The sequence below is a fragment of the Paraburkholderia monticola genome, assembly GCF_001580545.1.
GTDB lineage: Bacteria > Pseudomonadota > Gammaproteobacteria > Burkholderiales > Burkholderiaceae > Paraburkholderia > Paraburkholderia monticola.
In genome coordinates, this window is sequence record NZ_LRBG01000037.1 from 751,959 (window position 1) to 773,660 (window position 21,702).

Annotated in this window: 20 protein-coding genes; 11 read left to right on the plus strand and 9 right to left on the minus strand. The window is 63.0% G+C overall.

All coding sequences use genetic code 11. The annotated features are described in order from the left end of the window. Positions 1-36: 36 nt before the first annotated feature. The 3 genes from CI15_RS27290 (at position 37) to CI15_RS27305 (ending at position 4,906) form a co-directional block, all read left to right on the plus strand. Entirely contained in the window at positions 37-1,146 is a 1,110-nt protein-coding gene (locus tag CI15_RS27290) for a hypothetical protein (protein WP_062133937.1), read from the plus strand. A gap of 61 nt (positions 1,147-1,207) precedes the next feature. Continuing rightward, positions 1,208-4,171, plus strand: a complete 2,964-nt coding sequence (locus CI15_RS37885) for a tryptophanase (protein ID WP_241495949.1) — start codon at positions 1,208-1,210, stop codon at positions 4,169-4,171. 9 nt (positions 4,172-4,180) lie between these two features. Further along, entirely contained in the window at positions 4,181-4,906 is a 726-nt protein-coding gene (locus tag CI15_RS27305; protein ID WP_062133939.1) for a dTMP kinase, read from the plus strand. Positions 4,907-4,953: 47 nt separating this feature from the next. Here CI15_RS27305 and CI15_RS27310 read toward each other — a convergent pair whose 3' ends face one another. Continuing rightward, complete coding sequence (locus tag CI15_RS27310) at positions 4,954-5,427, minus strand: Lrp/AsnC family transcriptional regulator (RefSeq protein ID WP_062133943.1); 474 nt, start codon at positions 5,425-5,427, stop codon at positions 4,954-4,956. 283 nt (positions 5,428-5,710) lie between these two features. On the opposite strand from CI15_RS27310, the gene hppD reads away from it, so the two are divergent. From hppD to CI15_RS27325, 3 genes are all read left to right on the plus strand, one after another. Next, positions 5,711-6,784 carry a 4-hydroxyphenylpyruvate dioxygenase gene (gene hppD / locus CI15_RS27315; RefSeq protein ID WP_062133947.1) on the plus strand — a complete coding sequence of 358 codons (1,074 nt, stop codon included), beginning with the start codon at positions 5,711-5,713 and terminating at the stop codon, positions 6,782-6,784. Between the two features lie 171 nt (positions 6,785-6,955). Further along, a complete protein-coding gene (locus CI15_RS27320) occupies positions 6,956-8,338 on the plus strand; it encodes an amino acid permease (protein ID WP_062133950.1) in 1,383 nt (460 codons plus the stop codon). 43 nt (positions 8,339-8,381) lie between these two features. Beyond that, positions 8,382-9,587 (plus strand): amino acid aminotransferase, encoded by a 1,206-nt coding sequence (locus CI15_RS27325; RefSeq protein WP_062133952.1) that lies wholly within the window; start codon positions 8,382-8,384, stop codon positions 9,585-9,587. Between the two features lie 31 nt (positions 9,588-9,618). Here CI15_RS27325 and CI15_RS27330 read toward each other — a convergent pair whose 3' ends face one another. From CI15_RS27330 to CI15_RS37890, 3 genes are all read right to left on the minus strand, one after another. Further along, on the minus strand, positions 9,619-10,737 hold the full coding sequence (locus CI15_RS27330) for a patatin-like phospholipase family protein (protein ID WP_062133955.1): 1,119 nt from the start codon (positions 10,735-10,737) through the stop codon (positions 9,619-9,621). A gap of 129 nt (positions 10,738-10,866) precedes the next feature. Next, the gene (locus tag CI15_RS27335) at positions 10,867-12,198 is read right to left on the minus strand and encodes an NRAMP family divalent metal transporter (RefSeq protein WP_062133958.1); all 1,332 of its coding nucleotides are present in this window, start codon (positions 12,196-12,198) and stop codon (positions 10,867-10,869) included. A gap of 90 nt (positions 12,199-12,288) precedes the next feature. Further along, positions 12,289-12,459 carry a hypothetical protein gene (locus CI15_RS37890; RefSeq protein ID WP_241495950.1) on the minus strand — a complete coding sequence of 57 codons (171 nt, stop codon included), beginning with the start codon at positions 12,457-12,459 and terminating at the stop codon, positions 12,289-12,291. A gap of 609 nt (positions 12,460-13,068) precedes the next feature. Here CI15_RS37890 and phaP point away from each other — a divergent pair. The 3 genes from phaP (at position 13,069) to CI15_RS38215 (ending at position 14,525) form a co-directional block, all read left to right on the plus strand. Beyond that, positions 13,069-13,644 carry a TIGR01841 family phasin gene (gene phaP, locus CI15_RS27345; RefSeq protein ID WP_062133964.1) on the plus strand — a complete coding sequence of 192 codons (576 nt, stop codon included), beginning with the start codon at positions 13,069-13,071 and terminating at the stop codon, positions 13,642-13,644. A gap of 181 nt (positions 13,645-13,825) precedes the next feature. Continuing rightward, positions 13,826-14,047 (plus strand): hypothetical protein, encoded by a 222-nt coding sequence (locus CI15_RS27350; RefSeq protein ID WP_062133967.1) that lies wholly within the window; start codon positions 13,826-13,828, stop codon positions 14,045-14,047. 145 nt (positions 14,048-14,192) lie between these two features. Then, the gene (locus CI15_RS38215; protein WP_063910576.1) at positions 14,193-14,525 is read left to right on the plus strand and encodes a hypothetical protein; all 333 of its coding nucleotides are present in this window, start codon (positions 14,193-14,195) and stop codon (positions 14,523-14,525) included. A 4-nt stretch (positions 14,526-14,529) separates the two neighbouring features. Here the strand turns inward: CI15_RS38215 and CI15_RS37190 are convergent, their stop codons facing one another. Further along, positions 14,530-14,691 carry a hypothetical protein gene (locus CI15_RS37190; protein WP_162532574.1) on the minus strand — a complete coding sequence of 54 codons (162 nt, stop codon included), beginning with the start codon at positions 14,689-14,691 and terminating at the stop codon, positions 14,530-14,532. Positions 14,692-15,206: 515 nt separating this feature from the next. On the opposite strand from CI15_RS37190, the gene CI15_RS27365 reads away from it, so the two are divergent. After that, complete coding sequence (locus CI15_RS27365; RefSeq protein ID WP_062133972.1) at positions 15,207-15,506, plus strand: hypothetical protein; 300 nt, start codon at positions 15,207-15,209, stop codon at positions 15,504-15,506. Between the two features lie 156 nt (positions 15,507-15,662). On the opposite strand, the gene CI15_RS27370 is transcribed toward CI15_RS27365, so the two are convergent. Genes CI15_RS27370 through CI15_RS27380 form a run of 3 tightly spaced genes read right to left on the minus strand, consistent with a single transcriptional unit; the run spans position 15,663 to position 19,743 of the window. Beyond that, complete coding sequence (locus tag CI15_RS27370) at positions 15,663-17,951, minus strand: xanthine dehydrogenase family protein molybdopterin-binding subunit (RefSeq protein WP_062133974.1); 2,289 nt, start codon at positions 17,949-17,951, stop codon at positions 15,663-15,665. Next, positions 17,948-18,430 carry a (2Fe-2S)-binding protein gene (locus tag CI15_RS27375; protein WP_062133977.1) on the minus strand — a complete coding sequence of 161 codons (483 nt, stop codon included), beginning with the start codon at positions 18,428-18,430 and terminating at the stop codon, positions 17,948-17,950. Before CI15_RS27375 ends, CI15_RS27370 begins: the two co-directional genes overlap by 4 nt. Further along, positions 18,427-19,743, minus strand: coding sequence for a c-type cytochrome (locus tag CI15_RS27380; RefSeq protein ID WP_062133980.1), 1,317 nt, complete (start codon positions 19,741-19,743; stop codon positions 18,427-18,429). The genes CI15_RS27375 and CI15_RS27380 overlap by 4 nt, the downstream gene beginning before the upstream one ends. 204 nt (positions 19,744-19,947) lie before the next feature. On the opposite strand from CI15_RS27380, the gene CI15_RS37555 reads away from it, so the two are divergent. Beyond that, positions 19,948-20,733 carry a hypothetical protein gene (locus tag CI15_RS37555; protein WP_063910577.1) on the plus strand — a complete coding sequence of 262 codons (786 nt, stop codon included), beginning with the start codon at positions 19,948-19,950 and terminating at the stop codon, positions 20,731-20,733. A gap of 39 nt (positions 20,734-20,772) precedes the next feature. Here CI15_RS37555 and CI15_RS27390 read toward each other — a convergent pair whose 3' ends face one another. Continuing rightward, positions 20,773-21,693 carry a flagellar brake protein gene (locus CI15_RS27390; RefSeq protein ID WP_063910578.1) on the minus strand — a complete coding sequence of 307 codons (921 nt, stop codon included), beginning with the start codon at positions 21,691-21,693 and terminating at the stop codon, positions 20,773-20,775. Positions 21,694-21,702 lie beyond the last annotated feature (9 nt).

Below are 21,702 nucleotides of genomic sequence, written 5' to 3' on the forward strand. Positions count from 1 at the left end.
TAGCGTAGGAATCCGTACGTTCAAGGGGGTGGGGCAATGAATCAGGCATGGAAGGCTAAAGCGGGGCAGTTTCTGCCGGGGGCGAATCTGACTGTGCTGCCGCATTGGGAGCGCGAGGCGGTGCCGAGCTACGATCGTGCCGAAGTCTCGGTGCCAGGGCGTCTTCACTTCGCTGTCTTCGATTTCATGCAGATGGCGCCTGGCTTCGGCGGCGGCGGACTCGGCGTGTCGACGAGCACGGTCGGACACCGGATCACCGTCACGAAGACGAAGGGCGGCGCGGGCGGCTGCGACGTGCCGAGCGGGCGGCACATGCTCGAGTTGTTCAAGCGGGCCGTCGGCTACGCTCGCGACGACATCCTCGTCGAGCGGGTGCGCAGCATCCAGCACCAGCACAGCGGTTTCGGCTCGAACGTCTCGTTCAATACCGCGACGCTCGCCGGCTTGAACGCCTTGTTCGGCTCACCGTTTTCGCCGCACGACATGTGGGAAATGATCACCCGCAACTACGTCGAGACCGCGAAGGATGACGAGCACGTGTATTTCGGTCTCGAGACCGGCGTCGGCGAAGCGTGCCTGTTTTTCGGCGGGCTGGTCTGGGTCGACGAGAAGCACGGCAACGGCCGTTTCCTCGGCAACCTCAGTTCGGAAAACCTTTGGGTCACGACCGCGGTCGGCAACTACGACACGCTCTCGACCGAAACGCTGCGCGCCCATGGCGAAGGCGCGGACATGTCCGGCACCACCGAGGCGGGCTTCGTGCCGACGCATTTTGTCGAGTGGCAAAAGCGCTACGGCGTTGCATGGCGCAACTTCATCGAAAAGAAATTGCGGCCCGCACTGCATCGCAACGACCTCTTCGCGTTTCTGAAGCACGGTTGGGAGCTCAACAGCATGAGCAACATGAAGGTGCTCGAGGGCATTTTCCGGACCGACGTGATGCGTGAGTTCGACGAAACGATGCAACGCGAGGGCGCGGTCTACGCGGGAATGAGCAGCGCGGGTCCGGGCTTCTACGCATTCTCCGACTGCGAGGAAAAGGCGAAGCACCTCGCGGCGGTGATGATGCATCAGTTCAGTGAGTTCATGAGCGAGATGACGGTGGCCCGGGCGGGCCAGAAGATGTCGATCGACGTCGCCGTCTAGCCGCGCGCTTCCGCCAACCTCTGCGAACCCTCGCGAACCCTTGCACTGGAACCGACCGAACATGGCCAAGCGCGTCACCTTCGTCAACACGAACCAGATCAAGCCGGCGATTGCGCCGATTGCATTCGACTACCTGTCGGCGCCGATGGAACGAGCGGGGTTCGAGCTCGATCTGCTCGACCTGTGCTTTTCCGACGACTGCGAGGCGGCCATCGCCGCGCACTGTCGCACGGCCGCGCCCGCGTACTGGGGGGTGACGCTGCGCAATACCGACGACGTCTACTTTTCCAGCGGCTACAGCTTCCTCGACAGAATCCGCGACATCGTCGCGATGCTCCGGCGTGTGCGCGCGGTCCCGGTCGTGATGGGCGGCGCGGGCTACTCGGTGATGCCGGAAAAGCTGCTCGCCTACCTCGACGCCGATTTCGGCATCGTCCGGGAAGGCGAGTTCAGCTTTCCCGAACTGCTGACCTGCCTCGAAGAGGGCCGCAGTTTCACGCACATACCCGGCCTGGTCTACCGCGATGCGGCCGGCGTGCACGCTACGCCGCTCGCCCCGAACACGTGCGGCCCATTGGCGAAGATCGGGCCTCACAAACGCGAGCTGGTCGACAACCCGCACTATTTCGCCAAAGGCGGCCAGATCGGCATTGAAACGAAGCGCGGCTGCAATCGCTCCTGTATCTATTGCGTCGAGCCGCTGATCAAAGGGCGCACGGTGCGCATGCGCGAACCCGATGATGTCGTCGCCGAGATGGCATCGCTGGTCGAGCAAGGGGTCAATGTCTTTCACATCAACGACTCGGAATTCAATCTGAGCGTCGCGCATCCGCTGGCGCTGTGCGCGGCGATCGTCCGGCACGGGCTCGCCGGCAAAATCCAGTGGTATGCGTACGGTATGCCGAAACCGTTCCCCGATGAGCTGGCGGCCGCGATGAAAGCGGCCGGTTGTGTCGGCATGAACTTCGGTGTCGACAGCGCCAGCGAAACGATGCTGAAGATCCTGCGCCGCACCTTCAGCGCCGCCGACATCGAACATGCGGTCAAGACGGCGAAGCGCCACGGCCTCGAACACATCATCGAGCTGCTGTTCGGCGCGCCCGGCGAGACGCGGGAAACCGCGCGCGAGACGATCGAGTTCATCAAGCGGGTCGATCCGGAGCGCGTTTCGGTGACGGTCGGGCTGAGGATTTTTCCGGGAACCGAACTCGAGCAGATGATCCGCGAAGAAGGCCTGAACGTCGCGAATCCGAATCTTCATGGCCAGATCGAAGGCAACGACGATCTGCTGCACCCGGTGTTCTATCTGCCGACCGCACTGGGCCCCGAGCCGCAGAAATTCATTGCCGATCTGATCGGCAATGACCGGCGCTTCTTCGGGACCAATACGAGTCTGTTCAACTACAACGCGAATGACGCGCTGGTCGAAGCGATCGCGCAAGGTGAGCGGGGTGCGTACTGGTCGATTCTGAACCGGATCGAGAAACGCTTCGAAGCGGCCCACCACAACGGACACGGCGGGCACTGCGCGTCCGCGCATGGCGGCGAGCCGGAATGGGCGCCGATCGCCCGCGTACTTTCAACGCAGGAGGAGTCCATGCTTTCAGATGACAGCCCGCCCGAGCCGTACCGGATCAAGATGGTCGAGCCGATCAGACTGATCGACCGCGAGCAAAGGCAGGCGCGACTTGCCGCTGCCGGGTACAACGTGTTTCGCCTCGAAGCGGACGACGTCTACATCGATCTGATGACGGACAGCGGCACCTCGGCGATGAGCGCGAACCAGTGGGCGGGCATCATGACCGGCGATGAGTCGTATGCCGGCTCCCGCAGCTTTACGAAGCTGACGCAGTCCGTGCGCGACATGCTCGGCTTCGAGTATGTATTGCCGACCCACCAGGGCCGGCCGGCCGAACACTTCCTGTTTCGGACCCTCGTGCGGCCAGGGCAGGTGGTGCCGTTCAACGCGCCGTTCGATTCGACCGAGGCGCACGTCTCGATTGCCGGCGGCACGGCGATACCGTGCGTCGGCGATATCGGCTACCAACCCGCTGTCGAGCACCCGTTCAAGGGCGACGTGGATGTGCAGAAGCTGCGCAACGTGATCGAGAGCGAAGGGCGCGACAACGTTCCGCTGATCATGGTCTCGCTGACGAACAACGCGGGCGGCGGGCAGCCGGTATCGATGGCGAACCTGCGCGCGGTCAGGGCGTTGGCCGATGAGTTTGCGATTCCTGTCTACTTCGATGCGGCGCGCTGCGCGGAGAATGCCTACTTCATCCAGCAGCGCGAAAGCGGCTATGCGAGCCGGTCCGTGGCGGACATTCTCAAGGAGCAGTTTTCCTACGCAGAGGGCTGCACGTTCAGCTGCAAGAAGGATGCGCTGGTCAACATCGGCGGCTTGCTCGCGACACGGTCGCGCACGCTCTATGAGCAGGTCGTGCCGCTTCTCGTGCTGCACGAAGGCTTCGTCACCTACGGGGGAATGGCGGGCCGCGATCTCGAGGCGCTCTCTATCGGTCTGCGCGAGATGGTCGACGACGACTACCTTCAGCACCGTGTGCGGCAGGTCGAACGGCTCGGAGACCGACTGCTTGCCGGGGGCGTTCCGATTCTGAGGCCTACCGGCGGACACGCGGTCTATGTCGATGCGGCTGCCTTCCTGCCGCATCTGCCGCGCTCGGAGTTTCCGGCCGAGGCGCTGGCCGCCGAGCTTTATTTGGAGGGCGGGGTACGCGCAGTCGGTCTTGGCTCATTGGCGTTCCTGAAAGAAGATCCGTCGACGGGCACGGCCAGCCCGCCGAGGCTGGAACTGCTGCGGCTGGCCATTCCTCGCCGCGTCTACACCGATAGCCACCTCGGGGCGGTTGCGGCTGCATTGATCCGGGTCTACCACCGACGCGCCGCGATCCCGGGCATGCGCATCGTCTCGGCACCGCCGATGCTCAAGCATTTCACCGCGGTCTTGGCGCCGATCGAGGTGCGTGACGAGGTGCTCGCGGAGTCCGGCGAAGTGATGGTCTGAGGTGATCTCATGTCGAATAGTGGCTTCGAAGCGCTCGAACTCAAACCGCACGGCTATCCGGGCGTCCTCGTCACGTTGTGCGGTGTGGATGGAGCGGGTAAGTCGTCACTGATGGAGAGGCTCGAGAGCGCGTGTACACGCGCGGGGCTGAACTGCGTGACGACGTTCACACCGACTCGACGGATCCGCGGCGATGCGGTGTTTCGGGAGCTGGTCGACGGCCATTGGCATACGCAGAGTGGCGGTTGCGGGACCGACGGTGGCCGACGCCGCATCGACATGCTGGGCATTCTGCTGTCCATCATGGGAGACCTCGTCCAGCACATGACCGATACGATCATCCCGGCACTGGAACGCGGCGACGTCGTGTTTTGCGACCGCTACGTGTTCACGTCTCAGGCGGAAATCGGTACGCGCTCCGATCCCGCCGAGACTGCAGCCGTGCTCCACAGCATCGCAGGCCATCTGCTGCGTCCCGACGTTGCCTTTGGCCTGAACGTTTCCGGCGCGACCTCACACCGCCGCGTGCGGTCGAGGAACGACGAGAACGACCAGCCGCCGCCGATGAGCTTTCTGATGCGTCAGGTGGCGGCCTATCGAGCCGTGTTCGAGGTGAACGGCATTGTCGCGCTGGATGGGGAGCAGAGTATCGACGAGACGTTCCGCGCGGCACTCAGTCATATCGTGGCGATCGAACGGGTTGCTGAGGCTCGCGTTAGTCAAGCATTGGTTTGAACGACCGCACGGAAGCGGTGGATGGTTGGCGGCGGCCATTCAGCGAACTAGGCCGCAAGCGGAACGGCGCCCGAACATTTGAGTTCGTCGAGACAAACGCTGGACTTGACGCCGCTCACGCCCGGAATGCGCATCAGCGTATCGAGCAGAAACTCCGACAACGCTTTCAGGTCGTGCGCCACGACCTTGAGCATGTAATCGATATCACCCGTGACGACGAAGCATTCCTGAACCTCGGTGAGTTCCGCGATCATCCGCTTGAACTTCGACAGATCACGGACATGGCCTCGCTCCATCGTCACCTGGATGAAGGCCACGACGCCAAAGCCGAGCATCTGCGCGTCAAGCCGCGTCTCGTAGCACTTGATCACGCCCATTTCCTCGAGCCGCCGATGACGCCGCAGCGTCTGCGCAGGCGACAGCTTGATCGCTTCCGCCAGTTCGAGATTGGAGATGCGCCCCTGGGACTGAAGAACGTCCAGCAAACGCATGTCGATACGGTCGAAGTCGATTGTCTGCACTTTTCTTTCCCCAGTCACAAGCAAAAGGAAATTTTAATGCACAAATAAGGGTTTGTCTGCGCTGTCTAGGAAATCCAATTGCGTCGATAAAAAATTAAACTGATTCCAGATTTCGCTGCGACGAGAGCGCATGCAATAGGAGCGTGGCCAGACGCGCGAGCGGACCGACCACCTTGCCTGCAAGGCGAATGGAGAAATTTTCTTTCATTTTCCCGACTCCCGGTACCGCTCGGTGCCGGTGGCTCGCCACCAATCATTCATCATCCGCTGAACCTGAGAGATCATGGCCGACCTGTTTGACAACCCGATGCAACTGATGGGCTTCGAATTCGTTGAATTTGCCTCGCCCATCCCCAATGTGCTGGAACCGCTGTTCGAGCAGATGGGCTTCACTCTGGTGGCTCGCCACCGTTCGAAAGACGTATTGCTTTATCGCCAGGGCGAGATCAACTTCATCGTCAATCGCGAGCCCAATAGTCAGGCCGCGTACTTCGCCGCCGAGCACGGCCCGAGCGCGTGCGGCATGGCGTTTCGCGTGAAGGATTCGCACAAGGCCTATGCGCGCGCTTTGTCGCTGGGCGCTCAGCCGATCGAAATCGCAACCGGTCCGATGGAGTTGCGCTTGCCCGCCATCAAAGGCATTGGCGGCGCGCCGCTTTATCTGATCGACCGCTTCGAAGACGGCAAGTCGATCTACGACATCGATTTCGAGTTCGTCGAAGGCGTCGAGCGCCGACCGGCCGGTCATGGCCTGCGCCTCGTCGACCACCTGACGCACAATGTCTATCGCGGCCGCATGACGTATTGGGCCAATTTCTACGAGACGCTGTTCAACTTCCGCGAGCTGCGCTACTTCGATATCGAGGGTGAATACACGGGTCTGACGTCGAAGGCGATGACGGCGCCGGACGGCAAGATCCGTATTCCATTGAACGAGGAGTCGGGCAAGGGTAGCGGCCAGATCGAGGAATTCCTGATGGCCTTCAATGGCGAGGGCATTCAACACATCGCGTTCCTCACCGATGATCTGCTCGCCGTCATCGACAACCTGCAGATGGCAGGCGTGCCGCTGATGACGGGACCGAACAGCTACTACTACGATGCGCTCGAGACCCGCCTGCCGGGCCACGGTCAACCGGTTGGCGAACTGCAATCGCGCGGCATCCTGCTCGACGGAACGACGGCAGACGGTTCGCCGCGCCTGTTGCTGCAGATCTTTTCCAAGCCGCTGCTTGGGCCGGTGTTCTTCGAATTCATCCAGCGCAAGGGCGACGAAGGCTTCGGCGAAGGCAATTTCAAGGCACTGTTCGAGTCGCTCGAACGCGATCAGATCGAGCGGGGCACGCTGAAAGTCTGACGCGCGCGCAACCGGCTCATCGCCACTTCGACAAAACAGATACCAGCAAGACACGGCACCGGCGCCACAAGCGTCGGCCGTGACGCCTCGGCATGTCGCCTGCCTGACCAGAGCGGACGAGAAGCGAGGCGTGGCGTGCGGAATCCATCGCAGGACACAGGAGACAACATCGTGGCACACCAGCAAGAGGGCTCGCTACACCGCGGCCTGAAGAATCGTCACATCCAGCTGATCGCGCTAGGAGGCGCAATCGGCACAGGACTCTTTCTCGGCATCGCGCAGACCATCAAGACGGCCGGGCCGTCGGTGCTGCTCGGATACGCGATCGCGGGCGTCGTCGCCTTCTTCATCATGCGGCAACTCGGCGAAATGGTCGTCGACGAGCCCGTCGCCGGTTCCTTCAGCTACTTCGCCGGCAAATACTGCGGCCAATTCTCAGGCTTCGTGTCGGGCTGGAACTATTGGGTGCTGTACATTCTCGTGTCGATGGCGGAACTGTCGGCCGTCGGTATCTACATGCAGTACTGGTGGCCCGGTCTGCCAACGTGGGTTTCCGCGCTCGTGTGCTTCGGCGTCGTCAACGCGATCAACCTCACCAGCGTGAAGTCGTTCGGCGAGCTCGAGTTCTGGTTCTCGATCGTCAAGGTCGCGGCAATCGTCGGCATGATCGGCTTCGGCGGCTATCTGCTGATCTCGGGCCATGCAGGCCCTGACGCGAGCGTGGCCAACCTCTGGCGTCATGGCGGCTTCTTCCCGAATGGCGTGTCGGGTCTCGTGATGTCGATGGCCGTCATCATGTTCTCGTTCGGTGGACTGGAACTCGTCGGCATTACGGCCGCTGAAGCGGACGATCCTTCGCACACGATCCCGCGCGCCACCAACCAGGTGATCTACCGGATTCTGATTTTCTACGTCGGCGCACTCGGCGTGCTGCTGTCGCTGTATCCGTGGGAAAAAGTCGTCACCGGTGGCAGTCCGTTCGTGCTGATCTTTCACGCGATGAATAGCAACTTCGTCGCCAACGTGCTCAATGCGGTGGTGCTCACCGCCGCGCTGTCGGTGTACAACAGCGGGGTCTACTGCAACAGTCGCATGCTTTACGGCCTCGCCGGCCAGGGCAATGCGCCGCGCGCGCTGCTCAAGGTCAACTCCCGCGGGATTCCGCTCGTCGCCCTCGGTGTGTCCGCACTGGCGACGGCCGCCTGCGTGGTGATCAACTACCTGATGCCGGGCAAGGCGTTCGAACTGCTGATGGGGCTGGTCGTTTCGGCGCTCATCATCAACTGGGCGATGATCAGCATCATTCATTTGCGCTTCCGGGTTGCGAAGGCGCGAGCCGGCGAGACGACCCTGTTCCGCAGCCTGGGTTATCCGCTGACCAACTACCTGTGTCTGGTGTTCCTCGGTGGCATTCTGGTCGTGATGTGGCTGATCCCGGATCTGCGCATGTCGGTCTATCTGATCCCCGTCTGGCTGGCCGTGCTGGGCGTCGGCTATCGCCTGCGCAATCGGCGCGCGGGCGCCTCGGTACCGGCTGGCGTGCCGACGCGCTAGGCACCCCGCTTTTGCAATCTTTTGGCCTAATCCAGGAACTAGCATGTTTGAACATATCGATGCCTATGCGGGCGACCCGATCCTCACGTTGAACGAGAACTTCGCGAAGGATCCGCGCGAGCACAAGGTCAATCTGAGTATCGGCATTTACTACGACGAGCAAGGCCGCTTGCCGGTGATGCAAGCCGTTCGCGAGGCCGAAGGACAACTGATCGCGGAGCTGGGTCCGAAACCGTATCTGCCGATGGCGGGTTTCGCCCACTACCGCGAGGCCGTGCAATCGTTGGTATTCGGCAACGACTCGGCGGCGCTTGCCGAGGGACGCATCGCGACGATGCAGACCTTGGGCGGCTCGGGCGCGCTCAAGGTCGGCGCGGATTTCATCAAGCGCTACTTTCCGGCCTCGCGGGTGTGGGTCAGCGATCCGACGTGGGAAAACCATCGTTTCATCTTCGAGCGCGCGGGGTTCGAAGTCGGCGCGTATCCGTACTATGACGAGTCGAGCGGCGGTCTGAAGTTCGAAGCGATGCTCTCGGCCATCGATGCGCTACCGGCCCGCAGCGTCGTGCTGTTGCATGCGTGCTGTCACAACCCGACGGGCGTCGATCTGAACGACGCGCAATGGGTGGAGCTGATCGACGTCATGAAGAAGCGGGACCTGGTGCCGTTCATCGACATGGCATATCAGGGCTTCGGCGCGGGCATCGATGCGGATGCATTCGCGATTCGTGAGCTCGTGCGCCAGAACGTCCCGGCATTGGTGGCGAATTCGTTTTCGAAGAACTTCTCGCTGTATGGCGAGAGGTGCGGCGGACTGTCGGTGATTTGCGAGTCGCCGGAGATTGCCGGGCGCGTATTGGGTCAATTGACGAGCGCGGTGCGCGCGAACTACAGCAATCCGCCGACGCACGGCGCGAAGATCGTCGCGCGCGTGCTGACGACAGCGGCATTGCGGCAAGCGTGGCAGGAAGAGCTTGCATCGATGTGCCGGCGCATCATGCGCATGCGTGCCGAGATCCATGAACACCTGCGCGGCAAGCTGCCGGACGCGCTGCTCGCGCGATACCTCGAGCAGCGCGGCATGTTCACCTACACGGGGCTGTCGGCAGATCAGGTCGACACGCTGCGCGAACGGCACGGCGTCTACCTGATCCGCTCCGGGCGCATGTGCGTCGCCGCGCTCAACGAGAACAACGTCGCGACGGTCGCGCAGGCCATCGCGAGCGTCATTTCGCGGGCAAGCGTTTAAGACTGCCGCAAGCCCTCACTATCTGTCGTGATCAGTTTCGCTGCTCGCTCGGCTTGGCATCGTGCTTGAGCGTCGGATCGAGCAGCGAACTTTTAACGTCGAGCGACGACGCTCGCCCGAGGTTCGCATAGTCATTTTTGAGCCATACGTCAGCCACCTCGCGTCCACGCTCGAACAGCGTTTTGAGCAAGGGCCAGGAGGTGCTGCTCTTGGAGACAAAGCCGAACTTCGCGAGAAAATCGTCGTCGCGAATCAGGTGAAATCTGACGGGCTTGAAGCGGCTTTTGCGCGCCGCTTCCTCGCCGACCGAGTCGAGCACGCGGTTGACTGCTTCGATCGCGTTGATTTCCAGCACCACCGACGCGTTGAAACCGATTTCGTTGAGCCGGTCGAGAATGCCGCGCGCATCTTTGGGCGGCATGTCGTGGCGCACGAATGGATTCGCGAGGACGAGGATCAGATCCTGGGCGTGGTCGATCAACGGTGCCAACGGCGGGTTACCCAGATAGCCGCCGTCCCAGTACGGTACGCCGTCCACGCTCACGGTGCGAAACTCGCTCGGCAGGCAAGCGGAGGCGCGCAATACGTCAACGGAAATATCGGGGCGGGTGAAGATTGCGCGCTGGTTGGTTCGTACATCGGTCGCGCAAATGAATAGTTGCGGGCCGTCTGGCGACGTGTTGAGCGTCGCGAGATCGTGTTCCGTCAGGGCGGAACGAATCACCGGCCCGAGCGGATCGCGGTAAAACGGATTGCCGTAGGGCGATGTGACGAGTCCCACGGCTTCCAGCATGATGGCGGCGGGATTCCAGTCGATATTCCAGCCGCCGAATGGACCCGGCTCGGAAAAGCCGAGGAGCGCATTGCCCGCCAGCGCGCCGGCACGCGATACCGCTTCCCAAAAGGTGCCGAGCATCTCGCGAGCTTTCTCTGGGCCGCTGGTCGCGAGGCCCGCCGCGCACAGCGCCGCATTGATCCCGCCCGCGCTCGCGCCGCTGATCGCGGCGACATCGAGTGGCGTGGCCTGCGACGAAGCCTCGAGCAGACGGTCGAGCACGCCCCATGTGAAGGCGCCGTGCGAACCGCCGCCTTGCAGGGCAAGCGCGACTTTGGGGCCGCTCTGCCGCGTCGAGTTCCGGGATTCCTCCATCACCATGGCTCCTTCGCGTGTTCGTCGCGTTCCCGGCAATCTTAACCGCACAAGCCGATACTTGCGTCGATACGTTGAGCTTACAGTTCGATGCGCCGACTCTCGCGCGGCACATCCAATCAGGACAAGTCAGGACACGCGCTCGGCCACTTCCAGGACGAGGTGCGCGATCACGACCATACCGGTGATGAGCGTCGCGAGCCAGCAGAGCGCCCGCAATGACCAGTGCGCGACCATTTCACCGACCGCTTCGCGTTTTGCGCTGAGCAGCACCAGCAGCACCAGCACGGGCGTCATCGTCATGCCATTGACGACGGCGCTCCAATACAGCGCCGTGACGGGATCGACATGCGAGAGGCATAGCGCGAGACCAAGCAATGTGCCGACCGTCGCTAGGGCGATGAGCAGCACGGAAATACGCCGATCACGTTGTTGATCGTGGGGCCAGTCGAACGAGCTCGCGACCGCCTGCGCAGCGGAACCCGCCAGCGAAGGCAAAGCGAGCAGCGCCGAACCGATCAGCGCAAGCCCAAGCAGGCGCCCGGCATACCCACCCGCGAGTGGCTCCAGCGCTCGGGAAATCTCGGCGGGCTCGCCGGGCTGCGCGTGTGCGCCATGCAGCGTCGCCGCGGCGACGATCATCACGCACAACGCGGCGACGCTCGACAGCGCAGTGCGCTTCAAGGTCTGGATACGCAACCGGCGAAGCTGCTCCGGGGAAGGTTGATCGCGCAGCGTAGCGCGCTGTTCACCCTGTTGACGTTCTTGCTGGACTTCCTGCTCTGCCTGCGAAAAAAGCAGATACGGGCTCATCGTGGTGCCGAGCAAGGCCATCAGCATCGTCACAAAATCTTCTTTCCAGACGAAGCTGGGTACGAGCGAGCGCAGCGCGACCGTGTGCCACGGTACATCGACGATCAGCATCACGCCCACATACGCGAACATCGGCAGAACCAGCCATTTGACTACCCGTGCATAGCGCGCGTAGGGAATACAACATTGCAACGCGATCGATGCGCAACCGCAAGTGAGCGCAAGCAGCGCAAGGGGCGCATGAATGAAAGACTGGACGCCCGCGGCCATGGCCACCACATCGACGGCAATGTTCAGCGTATTCGCAATCACGAAGCGCGCCACCGCGAAATAGAAGAACACCGGCGCATAATGCGCGCGCATGTTCGCCGTCAGGCCATGCCCCGTAACGGCGGCGACACGCGCCGAGACCAGTTGCAACGCGACCATCGACGGATACGACAGCACGCAGGTCCACAGCATGTCGTAGCCGTACCAGGCGCCTGCCAGTGAATAGGTTGCGATGCCGCTCGGATCGTTATCGCAGCCGAGGCTCGTCAGCCCGGGGCCTGGATCGGTGGCCCACCCGTGCGCGAGCCGCGCCAACGCAGCGTGCGTACCAGCTTGTGCGGGGCGGTGTGCGGTGCGCCTGTCGGGAGGAGAGTGCATTCGGCCGAGCGCCGGGAAGCGGGAGATGCAGATGCGCTCGCACGAAACGTTCCTTTCGTCGTTTCCCCGTTACCGTGACGCGCGTGGGTGTTAAAGCGCCGGCGAACTGGACGCCCGCAGGTAGTCTCGCGGGATCTCGTGAGTCTGGCCCGTGCAGAGCCAGTGAATGTCGAGATCGAAAGCGTCGGCGAGACGGGCGCAGGCGTTCAGCGGCGGCACGGTAATGCCGCTGCGCCAATACTGCACGTCGTACTCACTCACGCCTAGCCACTTTGCCGCGTGCGCCGAACTGATTCGGGCTCGCTTGAATGCCCTGTCAAGGCGCGCGGCCAAGGCGCGCCTCAAGCGGTCGTCCTCGACGCTGCGCTCGAGGTGGCCAATATTCTGTAAATGCAGATTCATTCCTCGGATCTCTCAGACTTATTTTCTTATAGATATTTCAACGGCCTCTTGTTCTCACTGCGGCGTGACGTTACTGGTCGCGCGTGACAGCGGCGTGACCGAATGTGGGCTTCCGCACCACCGTTGTATCGCTTATGAATCAGCACGTCGAAAGTGCTTGACTCTACAGGATTTGCCGCGTTGCACAAGGTCGAACTAACCCTGAATTTTCTGAAGATTTAACTTTTCAGAGGGCCTGGGGTTTTCACTTATAACGCCGTCTATCCTTTGCTAGAAAGGATTTGAGCGATTTCGGCCGCCGCCGCGCTCGACAAAGGCAGCTATGTCATTGACATTTGGCGACCCCACTCTAGAATGAAATTGTTGCGGCGCATCAAATTGTCCGCGCTGCGCTGTTCGTGGCTACCAGCCAGGTTCTGTGCATTGATCCAACAACGCCGTTTTCAGCCTTTTCCATGGAGCTTAGTGATGAATAGTACGACCCCGGAACAAATCGTCGCCGCACAGAAGGCGAGTGTCGACACAACGTTCGACCTCCTGAGCAAAACCGTCAATGCAGTCGAAAAGCTGACCAGCCTGACTCTGCAAGCCGCGAAATCTGGTCTCGCGGAAAATCAGGAGGCTCTGGTCAAGGCATTTGGGGCCGGCGCGCCGCAAACGTTTATCGCGCAACAGACAAGCCAGGCACAGCCTGCGATCGAAAAGGCTCAGGCATATTGGCGCGAGGTTTACGAAATCGCTTCGAGCACGCGAGCGGAATATCTGGCGGTTGCGGAAGCGCAGTTCAAGAAGTACCAGGGCGATGCGCAGCGCTACGCCGAAACCCTCGCGAAAACGGCACCCGCTGGAAGCGAAACCGCTGTGACGGCGTGGAAGACGTTCATCACGACGGTCATCGATACGGCGAACAAGGCATATGACACTGCGACGAAGGCCGTGAAGCAGGTGGGTGAGAGTGCGGAGAAGGACCTCAGCGTGGCGGCGTCGACTTCCGCCAAGCGCGTTCGACAACTCGCGGCACCGGTAGAAACGAGCGACGAGTAATCGCTGCGTCGCCACGGACGGGCCACGCGCCAGCTTCGCTGGCCGTGGCCGTCCAGATTGTCTGAAGTGGTTTCGGCACCGGGAGCGAAGCGCCCGAACTTCAACTCCCGGATGCACAGGCACATCGGCGTGATCGACGCGAGTCGACGCGAAGATGGCCGCCAGACCGAAGGAGGTGCGCATGATGACGGCAAAGAGGACCCTGCGATCATCGGTTGAAAAATGGTTGATGCCGGCAACCTCCGTCCGGCTCACCCGGTTCAGCCACCAGGGCGCGAGCCGCCGGCGTTACATCCACGTCGAGGCGCAGCGGCCGCAAGGTCCGGTCGGACTGTTCTTCTTCCTCCATGATGACGGCACGTGGCAGGTGTTTCCACCCGGCAACGAAGGTAGCAACGATTGATGCTGTCGTAGCACGCTGTGGTTTGTTTTTGATTGATGTAGAAGTGTGTCGATGTCGTTATATAAGTCATAACAATAGAGCTGAATAACCACATTCACCCGCGCGTCACCGCGCTTGAGAAGCAGATTAATCAGAGATCAATGTGATGTCCGTCGCACACGAGAGTTTGGACCCGAGCCCGTACACGTTTCACAACATCGACCCCGCCATCGCGCATCTCGAGCAGGTGCTGGGTGCGCAAGGAGCCGATTCTTTTTTCTCCAGAACTTATTGGCGGGGGCGAGTGCTTCAGGCACTGGCAACGGTGGGCCTTCTGCCGGGCCAGCAACTCCGGCTGCAGAAGCTGCTGGACTTCATCGACGCTTCCTACTCGAACCGGGCAGCGATTTTGTCCGCTCCGCCGTCCGACGATCGACTTCGGTGGGACACGCATCTCCTGCAACTGCGCAGAGGAGACCGATCGAACAGGCCCTCGTGAATCCTCATGCCTTGAGCGCGTCCTTTCCCTTCGGCCCGAGCAACGGCAAGTCGCGGATCCGCACGCCGAGGAATGGCAGGCCCGTTCGACTTATCAACAGCGCGTCCACGCGTTTCTGCACCGACGAGAAACGCATGATTGGGTAAGTGCTCGAGTCGAAGCTCATGATGTGTTGCTGGTTACCAGAAAAATTGCTGATGGCCGACCGACCGCATGAGCACTTCCATGAAGTAATAATCGCCATAGGGAAGTATGTTGTCGTAGCGCCCTGCGGGTACGTGTGCTGCACCATGGGCAAAGAGGCCCAAAGAGTCCGGATCTTGCGTTAGATCGCAGTGCTCTAGCAGTCCGCTGATCAGCCGGTCGGCGAACGCGGCCCACCGACGCTGTTTGCTCTCTTCGCTGATCGACGCGAGAATGCCGACGAAGAAATGCGGCAGATGCTGTCGGATTGAACGTGAATGGAGCCGCTTGCCAGGATTGGGGCGTTTTCGAACCCAATGCCCATAGATCTATACGGGAATGTTCGATTCTATTCGCTTCGCTGAGTACAGCAACATTTCCGTTGTTTCGAACCCAACAGTCGCCTTCGTCGCCTGGCAGATTTGCTCTGGATGTGCAACGATAGTGGGGCAGTTCGTACCAGTCTGAAGACTCTGGACAACCCAACGGGGAGGGTAGATGACAGAAAACGCCGAGACGCTATTCGTCGCTTCCGATGACATTGCCACAGCGTTGAACCTGCTGGAGAGCATTGAGCTTGAGATCGGGTTCGATAGCGATGATCCGGAGAGCATCGAGCAGGCGATTCTTGCCGTCGAGGAGGCGATCAATACTCGCCTGAGCGGACATCGGGGCGATGCACGTATCGAATCAGCCATCCTTCGCGTCAAATTGGACTTCCGGTGCGCGATCCTTGATCAAGCTTCGTCCGATGAGGACGAGGCTGAGTTCATCAACTGCATCCACACCCTGCACTGACATTTTCGGGCCCCTATCACCCGATCGCCAGGAGGGATCGGGTGGACCACCTCATCAAGCAGTGAACTGGAATGCTGATGGCCAGTCCGTATCTGCGAACTCCGCCTTCCGCTTTGGTCCGGACCACAAGCGTCCGCTTCGTACCCTCACGAATCCTCATGCCTTGAGCGCGTCCTTTCCCTTCGGCCCGAGCAACGGCAAGTCGCGGATCCGCACGCCGGTCGCATCGTCGATCGCATTCGCGAGTGCCGCGGCGGCCGGACCTTGCGCCGCTTCTCCGACACCGAGGAAGGGCAGGCCGGGCCGGTTGATCAACAGCACGTCCACGCGTTTCGGCACCGACGAGAAACGCATGATCGGATAAGTGCTCCAGTCGAAGCTCGTGATGCGCTGCCGGTCGAACTGCGTTTCTTCATAGAGCGTCCAACTGGTGGTTTGCAGAATCCCGCCTTCGATCTGATTGCGCACGCCGTCCGGATTGACGATCTGCCCGCAATCCACTGCCGCTACCACGCGCTCGATGCTGAGCTCGCCGGTATCGCGCAGGACCGTGACTTCCATCGCAACGGCAAGGTAGGCCATCAGGTTCTTGTACTGGGCAAACGCGAAGCCGGTACCGTGCGAGCGCGGGCTCGACCCGCCGGTGCGTGCGCTGCGGGCTTGCCAGCCGAATTGATCGACCACGGCGCGAATGACGTCGTGGGCGCGCGGATCGTCGAGATGCTTCAGGCGAAATGCAACCGGATCGGCGTGAGCGGCGCGAGCGAGCTCGTCGATGAAGCTCTCGATCGCGAACACGTTCATGTGCGCGCCCAGCGAGCGCATCGCGGAGACCCGTATCGGCATCGTGGGCACGAAATGATGCTGCACGTGCAGGCTGGGCACGCGGTAAAGCGGAATGCTATTGCGGTCGCCTCCGCCTTCCGGCATCGGAATCGGCTTCGGCGGCGCGGGCGTGAACGGTTGTGCGAGCAGCTGCGCGGCCAGCAGGCGGCCCGCATTCTCGATGCGATTGTTATGGGTGTTGCTCCATAGCTCGTAGCGCCAGTCGGTCATCGTGCCGCTCGCATCGAGCGTTGCGCTCGCCTCGACCGTCATTGCCGGGCCGAACGGCTCCCACAGGTGTTCCTGTTCGCGCATCAATTGCACGCGCACGGGACGGCCGGGCAACTCGCGAGCAAGGAGGGCGGCGTCGGCGGCGACGTCGTCCGCGCTGTTGTGTCCGTAGCAGCCCGAACCTTCCACATGCACGCAGCGCACCTTCTCGGGTGGCATGGCGAGCATTTCGGCGATGCCCGCACGCAGCGGATAGACGCCTTGCGTGTGCGTCCACACGCTCATCACACCGTTGTCGAGTTGCGCGACAGCGCACGATGGCCCAATCGAGCCATGCGTCAGATACGGCTTCGTGTAGCGTGCGCGCAGGGTCGACCCGGGCACGGCCGCGCCCTGATCGGCCACCACGATTTCCTGTGAGGGCAGCGTCATCAGCAGCGCGTGAATGCTCGCCGGATCGGGCAACGGCGGCCCGGCCTGCCATCGCGCGGCGAGTTCGAGCTCACGCATCGCGAGGATCGCGCGCCATTCGTCGTCGGCGACGACCGCGAGGTAGTTGCCGTTGCGCACCACCTTGATGACGCCGGGCAGCGCCTCGACGCGCGCGCTATCGACTGCCACGAGGCTCGCGCCATAAGACGGCGGCCGGACCACGCGAGCATGCAGCATGCCGGGCAGCCGCAGGTCCTGGACATAGCTCGCGCCACCCGTCACCTTGCCCGGGATATCCACGCGCGGCAGCGTATGGCCGATCACGGCGTAGGACGATGGCGGCTTTGTCGCGGCGTCGGGCTGTGCGTTCTGATGGAGGTTCGCATAACGCACGGCATCGCCATAGGTCACGCGTCTGCCGTCGGCGGCGATGATGGCGCCGTCGCGGGTCGTGAGGGCCGCTGCGTCGACGCCGAGCTGCGCGGCCGCGCTCGCGACGAGCAGCGTGCGCACCTGAGCCGCGGCGTTGAGGATCGCGGTGCCGCTGTCCGCCATCGTGTGGCTGCCCGCGGTGTAGCCTTCGTTCGGCGTGGCGGCGGTGTCGGCGGTGATCAGCTCGATCGCATCAGGCGCGAGATCCAGCTCTTCCGCGGCGACCTGCAGCAGCGCGGTGCGAATGCCGGTGCCAAGCTCGACTTTGCCGGTGAATACGCTGACGTGGCCGTCGGGGGCGACCTTGATCCACGCGTCGAGCAACGGCGTGCTCTTGAGACTGCCCGGCAGCTTCGGTGCGCTGGCGGTGAAGGTGCCCGCTTCGGTGGTGGTTTGCGCAAACGCGGCCATGCGCGGCATGATCGCGAAGCTCACGATCAGCGATCCGCCGACGAGAAAGCGGCGCCGTGCGGGGTCGCCTGGACCGCTGTCGTGAGCGACGGGGGAACGCCGGTCGTCGCTCATGACTGGGCTCCCTCGTCGGCACGCGGCGAACCCGTCGCGACTTGCCGGATCGCTTCGAGAATGCGCATGTGCGTGCCGCAGCGGCACAGGTTCGGCTGCATGTGGCGACGGATCTGTTCATCGGTCGGGTGCGGGACTCGCTCGAGCAGCGTGTGAGCACGCATGATCATGCCGGCGATGCAATAGCCGCATTGCGCGGCTTGCACGTCGATGAAGGCTTGCTGAAGCGGTCCCGGCTGTTGCGCGGTGCCCAGTCCCTCGACGGTTCGCACGGGCCGGTCGCCGACGGCCACGATCGGCATCAGGCACGAGAACACCGGCTCGCCGCCTAGGCTGACGGTGCACGCACCGCATTGACCGAGACCGCAGCCGAACTTTGCGCCGTCGAGTTGCAACTGGTTGCGCAGCACGTAGAGCAGCGGCGTGGACGGGTCGGCATCGACCGTATGACTGACGCCGTTGACGTTGAGCGTGATCATCGTGGCAGGCCGTCCTTGCGAAATTGCGCGACCGCGCCGGCGTCGAGCGAGGGCCACGCGCCGCGTGCGGTGAAGCGGGCGCGCGTGTAGTTGGCGAGCTCCGCGATCTGCGCGTCCGTGAAGGTGTTGGCGAATGATGGCATGAAGGGCGCGCCGTCGCTTTCGTGCCAGTCGATTCCATCGAGAATGAGGCGAACCATGTTGCGTGGGCTGTCGGCGTTGACGGCCGTGCCAAAGGCCAGCGACGCTCGGGCGCCCCCGATCGACATCGGCGCGCCTTCGGCATGACACGATGCGCAGGCCGCGGCGAACAGATTCGCGCCGCTCCCGGTCGCGCCGACGACGGGCACGCGCGCCGCAGAAGCGGGCGGTGTAGCGACGACATGCTCAGGCTCGCCTGGCGGACCCGGTGACAGCGCCAGCAGATACGCGGCAATCGCCTCGACGTCGGACGCGGGTGCGTCGGCGAGCATGCGCGTGACGGGGCGCATCGGACCGGCTGCCGCACCATGCGCGCTGGCGAGACCCGTGCGCAGATAGCTGACGAGCTGTTGCTGCGTCCAGGGCGTCGGGCGTGAGGCGAGGTCCGTGAGCGCGGGCGCATCCCATCCGTCGATCGTGCCGCCTTGCAGCGCGTGCTCGCGGCGCTCGGCACCGAGGTGGTTGAGCGGCGTGTGGCACGCGCCGCAATGACCGAGGCTTTCGACCAGATAACGCCCGCGCGCGATGTCCGGCGCGTCGGAGGGGGACGGCGCTGCTGTCGTGTCCGCATGCAGATAGAGAAGATTCCACCCGGCGATGATGGGCCTGAAGCCGAGCGGGAAGATCAGCGCGTTGTGCGGCGCGCGAGCGTTGACGGGATCGCGGCTCATCAGCCAGGCATACAGCGACGCGATATCGGCATCACTCATGTGCGTGAAGTGGGGATACGGAAACGCGGGATAGAGCAGATGGCCGTCGCGGGACACGCCGCGCCGCATCGCGCGGGTGAACTCGTCGAGCGTCCAGCGGCCGATACCGGTTTCCTGGTCCGGGGTGATGTTGGTCGAGTAAATGACGCCGAACGGCGTTTGCAGTGGCAGTCCGCCCGCGAGAGGCTGGCCGCCCGTCGCGGTGTGGCACGTGATGCAATCGCCGAGCGCGGCGAGCTTCGCCCCGCGCGCCTCGGCAGTGGTATCGCTGGCGGTCGCGAAGGCCGTAGTCACAGGACTCGGCTCGGGCTCCCCTGCGTGCGAAGCGTGTCCGCCGTGCGCGGCTCCGAAAGCAACCAGAGCCGCGGCCACGCCTGCGATTGCCACCCGCCTGCCTTTCATCGAACCTCCATCACCGAGCCGACCGCTCAACATGGTTTCGGACTTCGTCGCGGCCCAGATTGGCGCAAGCGGCGTTCCTACTCTACTGCTGACGGTTGAAATACCCCGTTACCACTTTGTGAAGTCCCGCATCGGACCCTGACATAAGCTGATTAGACAGGCGCGCGCCGCCTACGTCGCCGCGTGCACAGTGAGGAGCATGTCATGAACCCGCTCGATGCAACGTTGCGCGCCGGCAGCGCCGTTGCAGTGCTTGTCTCCGGGGCGCTGGCCGGTTGTTACTACGTGCCGTACGGCTACTATCCGGGCTATGGGTATTACCCCGCTCCCTATGCCGCTGCCTATGCGACTGGCGATCCGGGCGTCCCGACGGCGGGCGCGCAGCAAGGTGTGGCGATGGCTCCGGGCGACCCGTCGCAGCAGGCTCCGGCGCCGGAGGAATTCAGCATGCCCGACGGCACGTCGCCCGACGGGCCGCCACCTACCTACGATTTCGCGTCCGCGCCCCCGTCCGCGCCCGGGCCAGCCTATGGCGCGCCGGCGTACTACCCGGTCGCTTATCCTCCGTACCCCTACGCGTACCCATATCCGTATCCATACCCGTACTACGGGTACTGGCCAGGCTACTGGTGGCCGTCGGTGACGTTGGCCTTCTGGGGCGGGTGTTGCGGGTACAACCACTATCACTATGGCTATCACACCTACTGGGCCGGCCATGGCTACTGGGGCCACGGCTATTATGGCCACGGGTACTACAACCACGCCTACTACGGCCACGCCTCCTATTGGGGAAATGGACATGGCACCTGGAGCGGCGCTCACGCCGGTTCGGCCGGCGGTTCCTATGGCGGTGGCGGATGGGGTGCCGCTCACGCGAACTACGGCGGCGGTGGCGGCTGGGGCGGCAGTGGCGGAGGCGGCTGGGGTGGGGGCGGTGGCGGCGGCTGGGGTGGCGGCCACTACATGGGTGGTGGCCGCCACGGCCGTTAGGCTACCCAGCGACGGGAGGCGATTCAGAAGCGGGAAGCGCTAAGCCGCATGCGCGGCCCAATATGAAATCGCGTCCTGCTTGTCGAACACGAAGGCTTTCAGCGCCAGTTCCTGCTCCGAGCTCAAGCCTTCGAATTCGAGGCCGTGCGTGCAGAGCGCCGCTGGATTCGTGCCGGTCTGCACGTTGCGGATGACCGCGACGGCCGTGAATTCGGCGTCGACGGTTCGCGTGGTGAGTTGTAGCGCCACGCGCACCCGCTCGCCGATCCGCCCGATCGGCGCGGTCGTCGCGAGCGACATGCCGAACACGCTCAGATCGCAGCCGACTCCCATTCCATCCAGCGCGTGACCCGTCAAATCGATGCCATGCCGCACGGCGAGATGCGTGCGCACACGCACCGCTTTACGCTCGCGCAACTGACGGATGTTGCCCGGCGCCGACAGCACGAGGTAGTCGAATGGGTGCGTGCAAATCGCTTCGACGGTACACACGAACCAGAACACCGCCTGGGTGGTGACCGCCACGATCTCGACGTTCTCGCCGGGCATCGGCATCAGGTGCTGACCGTCGACCATCGGCGGCGTGACGAAAAGCTTGTGGCTCGGACTGAAGCCGATGACCCGGCTCGCATGCATCGCCCGGCCCATGCCGATCTGGGTGCGCATGCCGAGCAGCGCGCCGATGCTCAGATGCATGTCTTCGAGTGTGACTGGATTCGTCTCGGCGCTGCGCGAGTTTTGCTGGAATCCGGCTGCGTCGCCACGCCGGGGATGGAAGTGCGAGAGGAGGAAGTTGCGCTGTGCTTCGCGGCACAAGATCGTGCCCGCACGAAGCAGCAGGCTGCCGTCCTCGTCCACCACGCGCCACGGAAGCGGTTCCCCGATCGGTAATGCTTCGTCGGCCGACGGTGCTACTGTGGTCGCGCGGCTTGGCGCGTCGATGTGCTTGCTCTCAGACATTGCTCACCC

Coding starts and splice junctions, on each gene's coding strand:
- CI15_RS27290 (WP_062133937.1), top strand. CDS start 37: ATGAATCAGGCATGGAAGGCTAAAGCGGGGCAGTTTCTGCCGGGGGCG.
- CI15_RS37885 (WP_241495949.1), top strand. CDS start 1,208: ATGGCCAAGCGCGTCACCTTCGTCAACACGAACCAGATCAAGCCGGCG.
- CI15_RS27305 (WP_062133939.1), top strand. CDS start 4,181: ATGTCGAATAGTGGCTTCGAAGCGCTCGAACTCAAACCGCACGGCTAT.
- hppD (WP_062133947.1), top strand. CDS start 5,711: ATGGCCGACCTGTTTGACAACCCGATGCAACTGATGGGCTTCGAATTC.
- CI15_RS27325 (WP_062133952.1), top strand. CDS start 8,382: ATGTTTGAACATATCGATGCCTATGCGGGCGACCCGATCCTCACGTTG.
- CI15_RS27330 (WP_062133955.1), bottom strand. CDS start 10,737: ATGGAGGAATCCCGGAACTCGACGCGGCAGAGCGGCCCCAAAGTCGCG.
- CI15_RS27335 (WP_062133958.1), bottom strand. CDS start 12,198: ATGCACTCTCCTCCCGACAGGCGCACCGCACACCGCCCCGCACAAGCT.
- phaP (WP_062133964.1), top strand. CDS start 13,069: ATGAATAGTACGACCCCGGAACAAATCGTCGCCGCACAGAAGGCGAGT.
- CI15_RS27350 (WP_062133967.1), top strand. CDS start 13,826: ATGATGACGGCAAAGAGGACCCTGCGATCATCGGTTGAAAAATGGTTG.
- CI15_RS38215 (WP_063910576.1), top strand. CDS start 14,193: ATGTCCGTCGCACACGAGAGTTTGGACCCGAGCCCGTACACGTTTCAC.
- CI15_RS37190 (WP_162532574.1), bottom strand. CDS start 14,691: ATGAGCTTCGACTCGAGCACTTACCCAATCATGCGTTTCTCGTCGGTG.
- CI15_RS27365 (WP_062133972.1), top strand. CDS start 15,207: ATGACAGAAAACGCCGAGACGCTATTCGTCGCTTCCGATGACATTGCC.
- CI15_RS27370 (WP_062133974.1), bottom strand. CDS start 17,951: ATGAGCGACGACCGGCGTTCCCCCGTCGCTCACGACAGCGGTCCAGGC.
- CI15_RS27375 (WP_062133977.1), bottom strand. CDS start 18,430: ATGATCACGCTCAACGTCAACGGCGTCAGTCATACGGTCGATGCCGAC.
- CI15_RS27380 (WP_062133980.1), bottom strand. CDS start 19,743: ATGAAAGGCAGGCGGGTGGCAATCGCAGGCGTGGCCGCGGCTCTGGTT.
- CI15_RS37555 (WP_063910577.1), top strand. CDS start 19,948: ATGAACCCGCTCGATGCAACGTTGCGCGCCGGCAGCGCCGTTGCAGTG.
- CI15_RS27390 (WP_063910578.1), bottom strand. CDS start 21,693: ATGTCTGAGAGCAAGCACATCGACGCGCCAAGCCGCGCGACCACAGTA.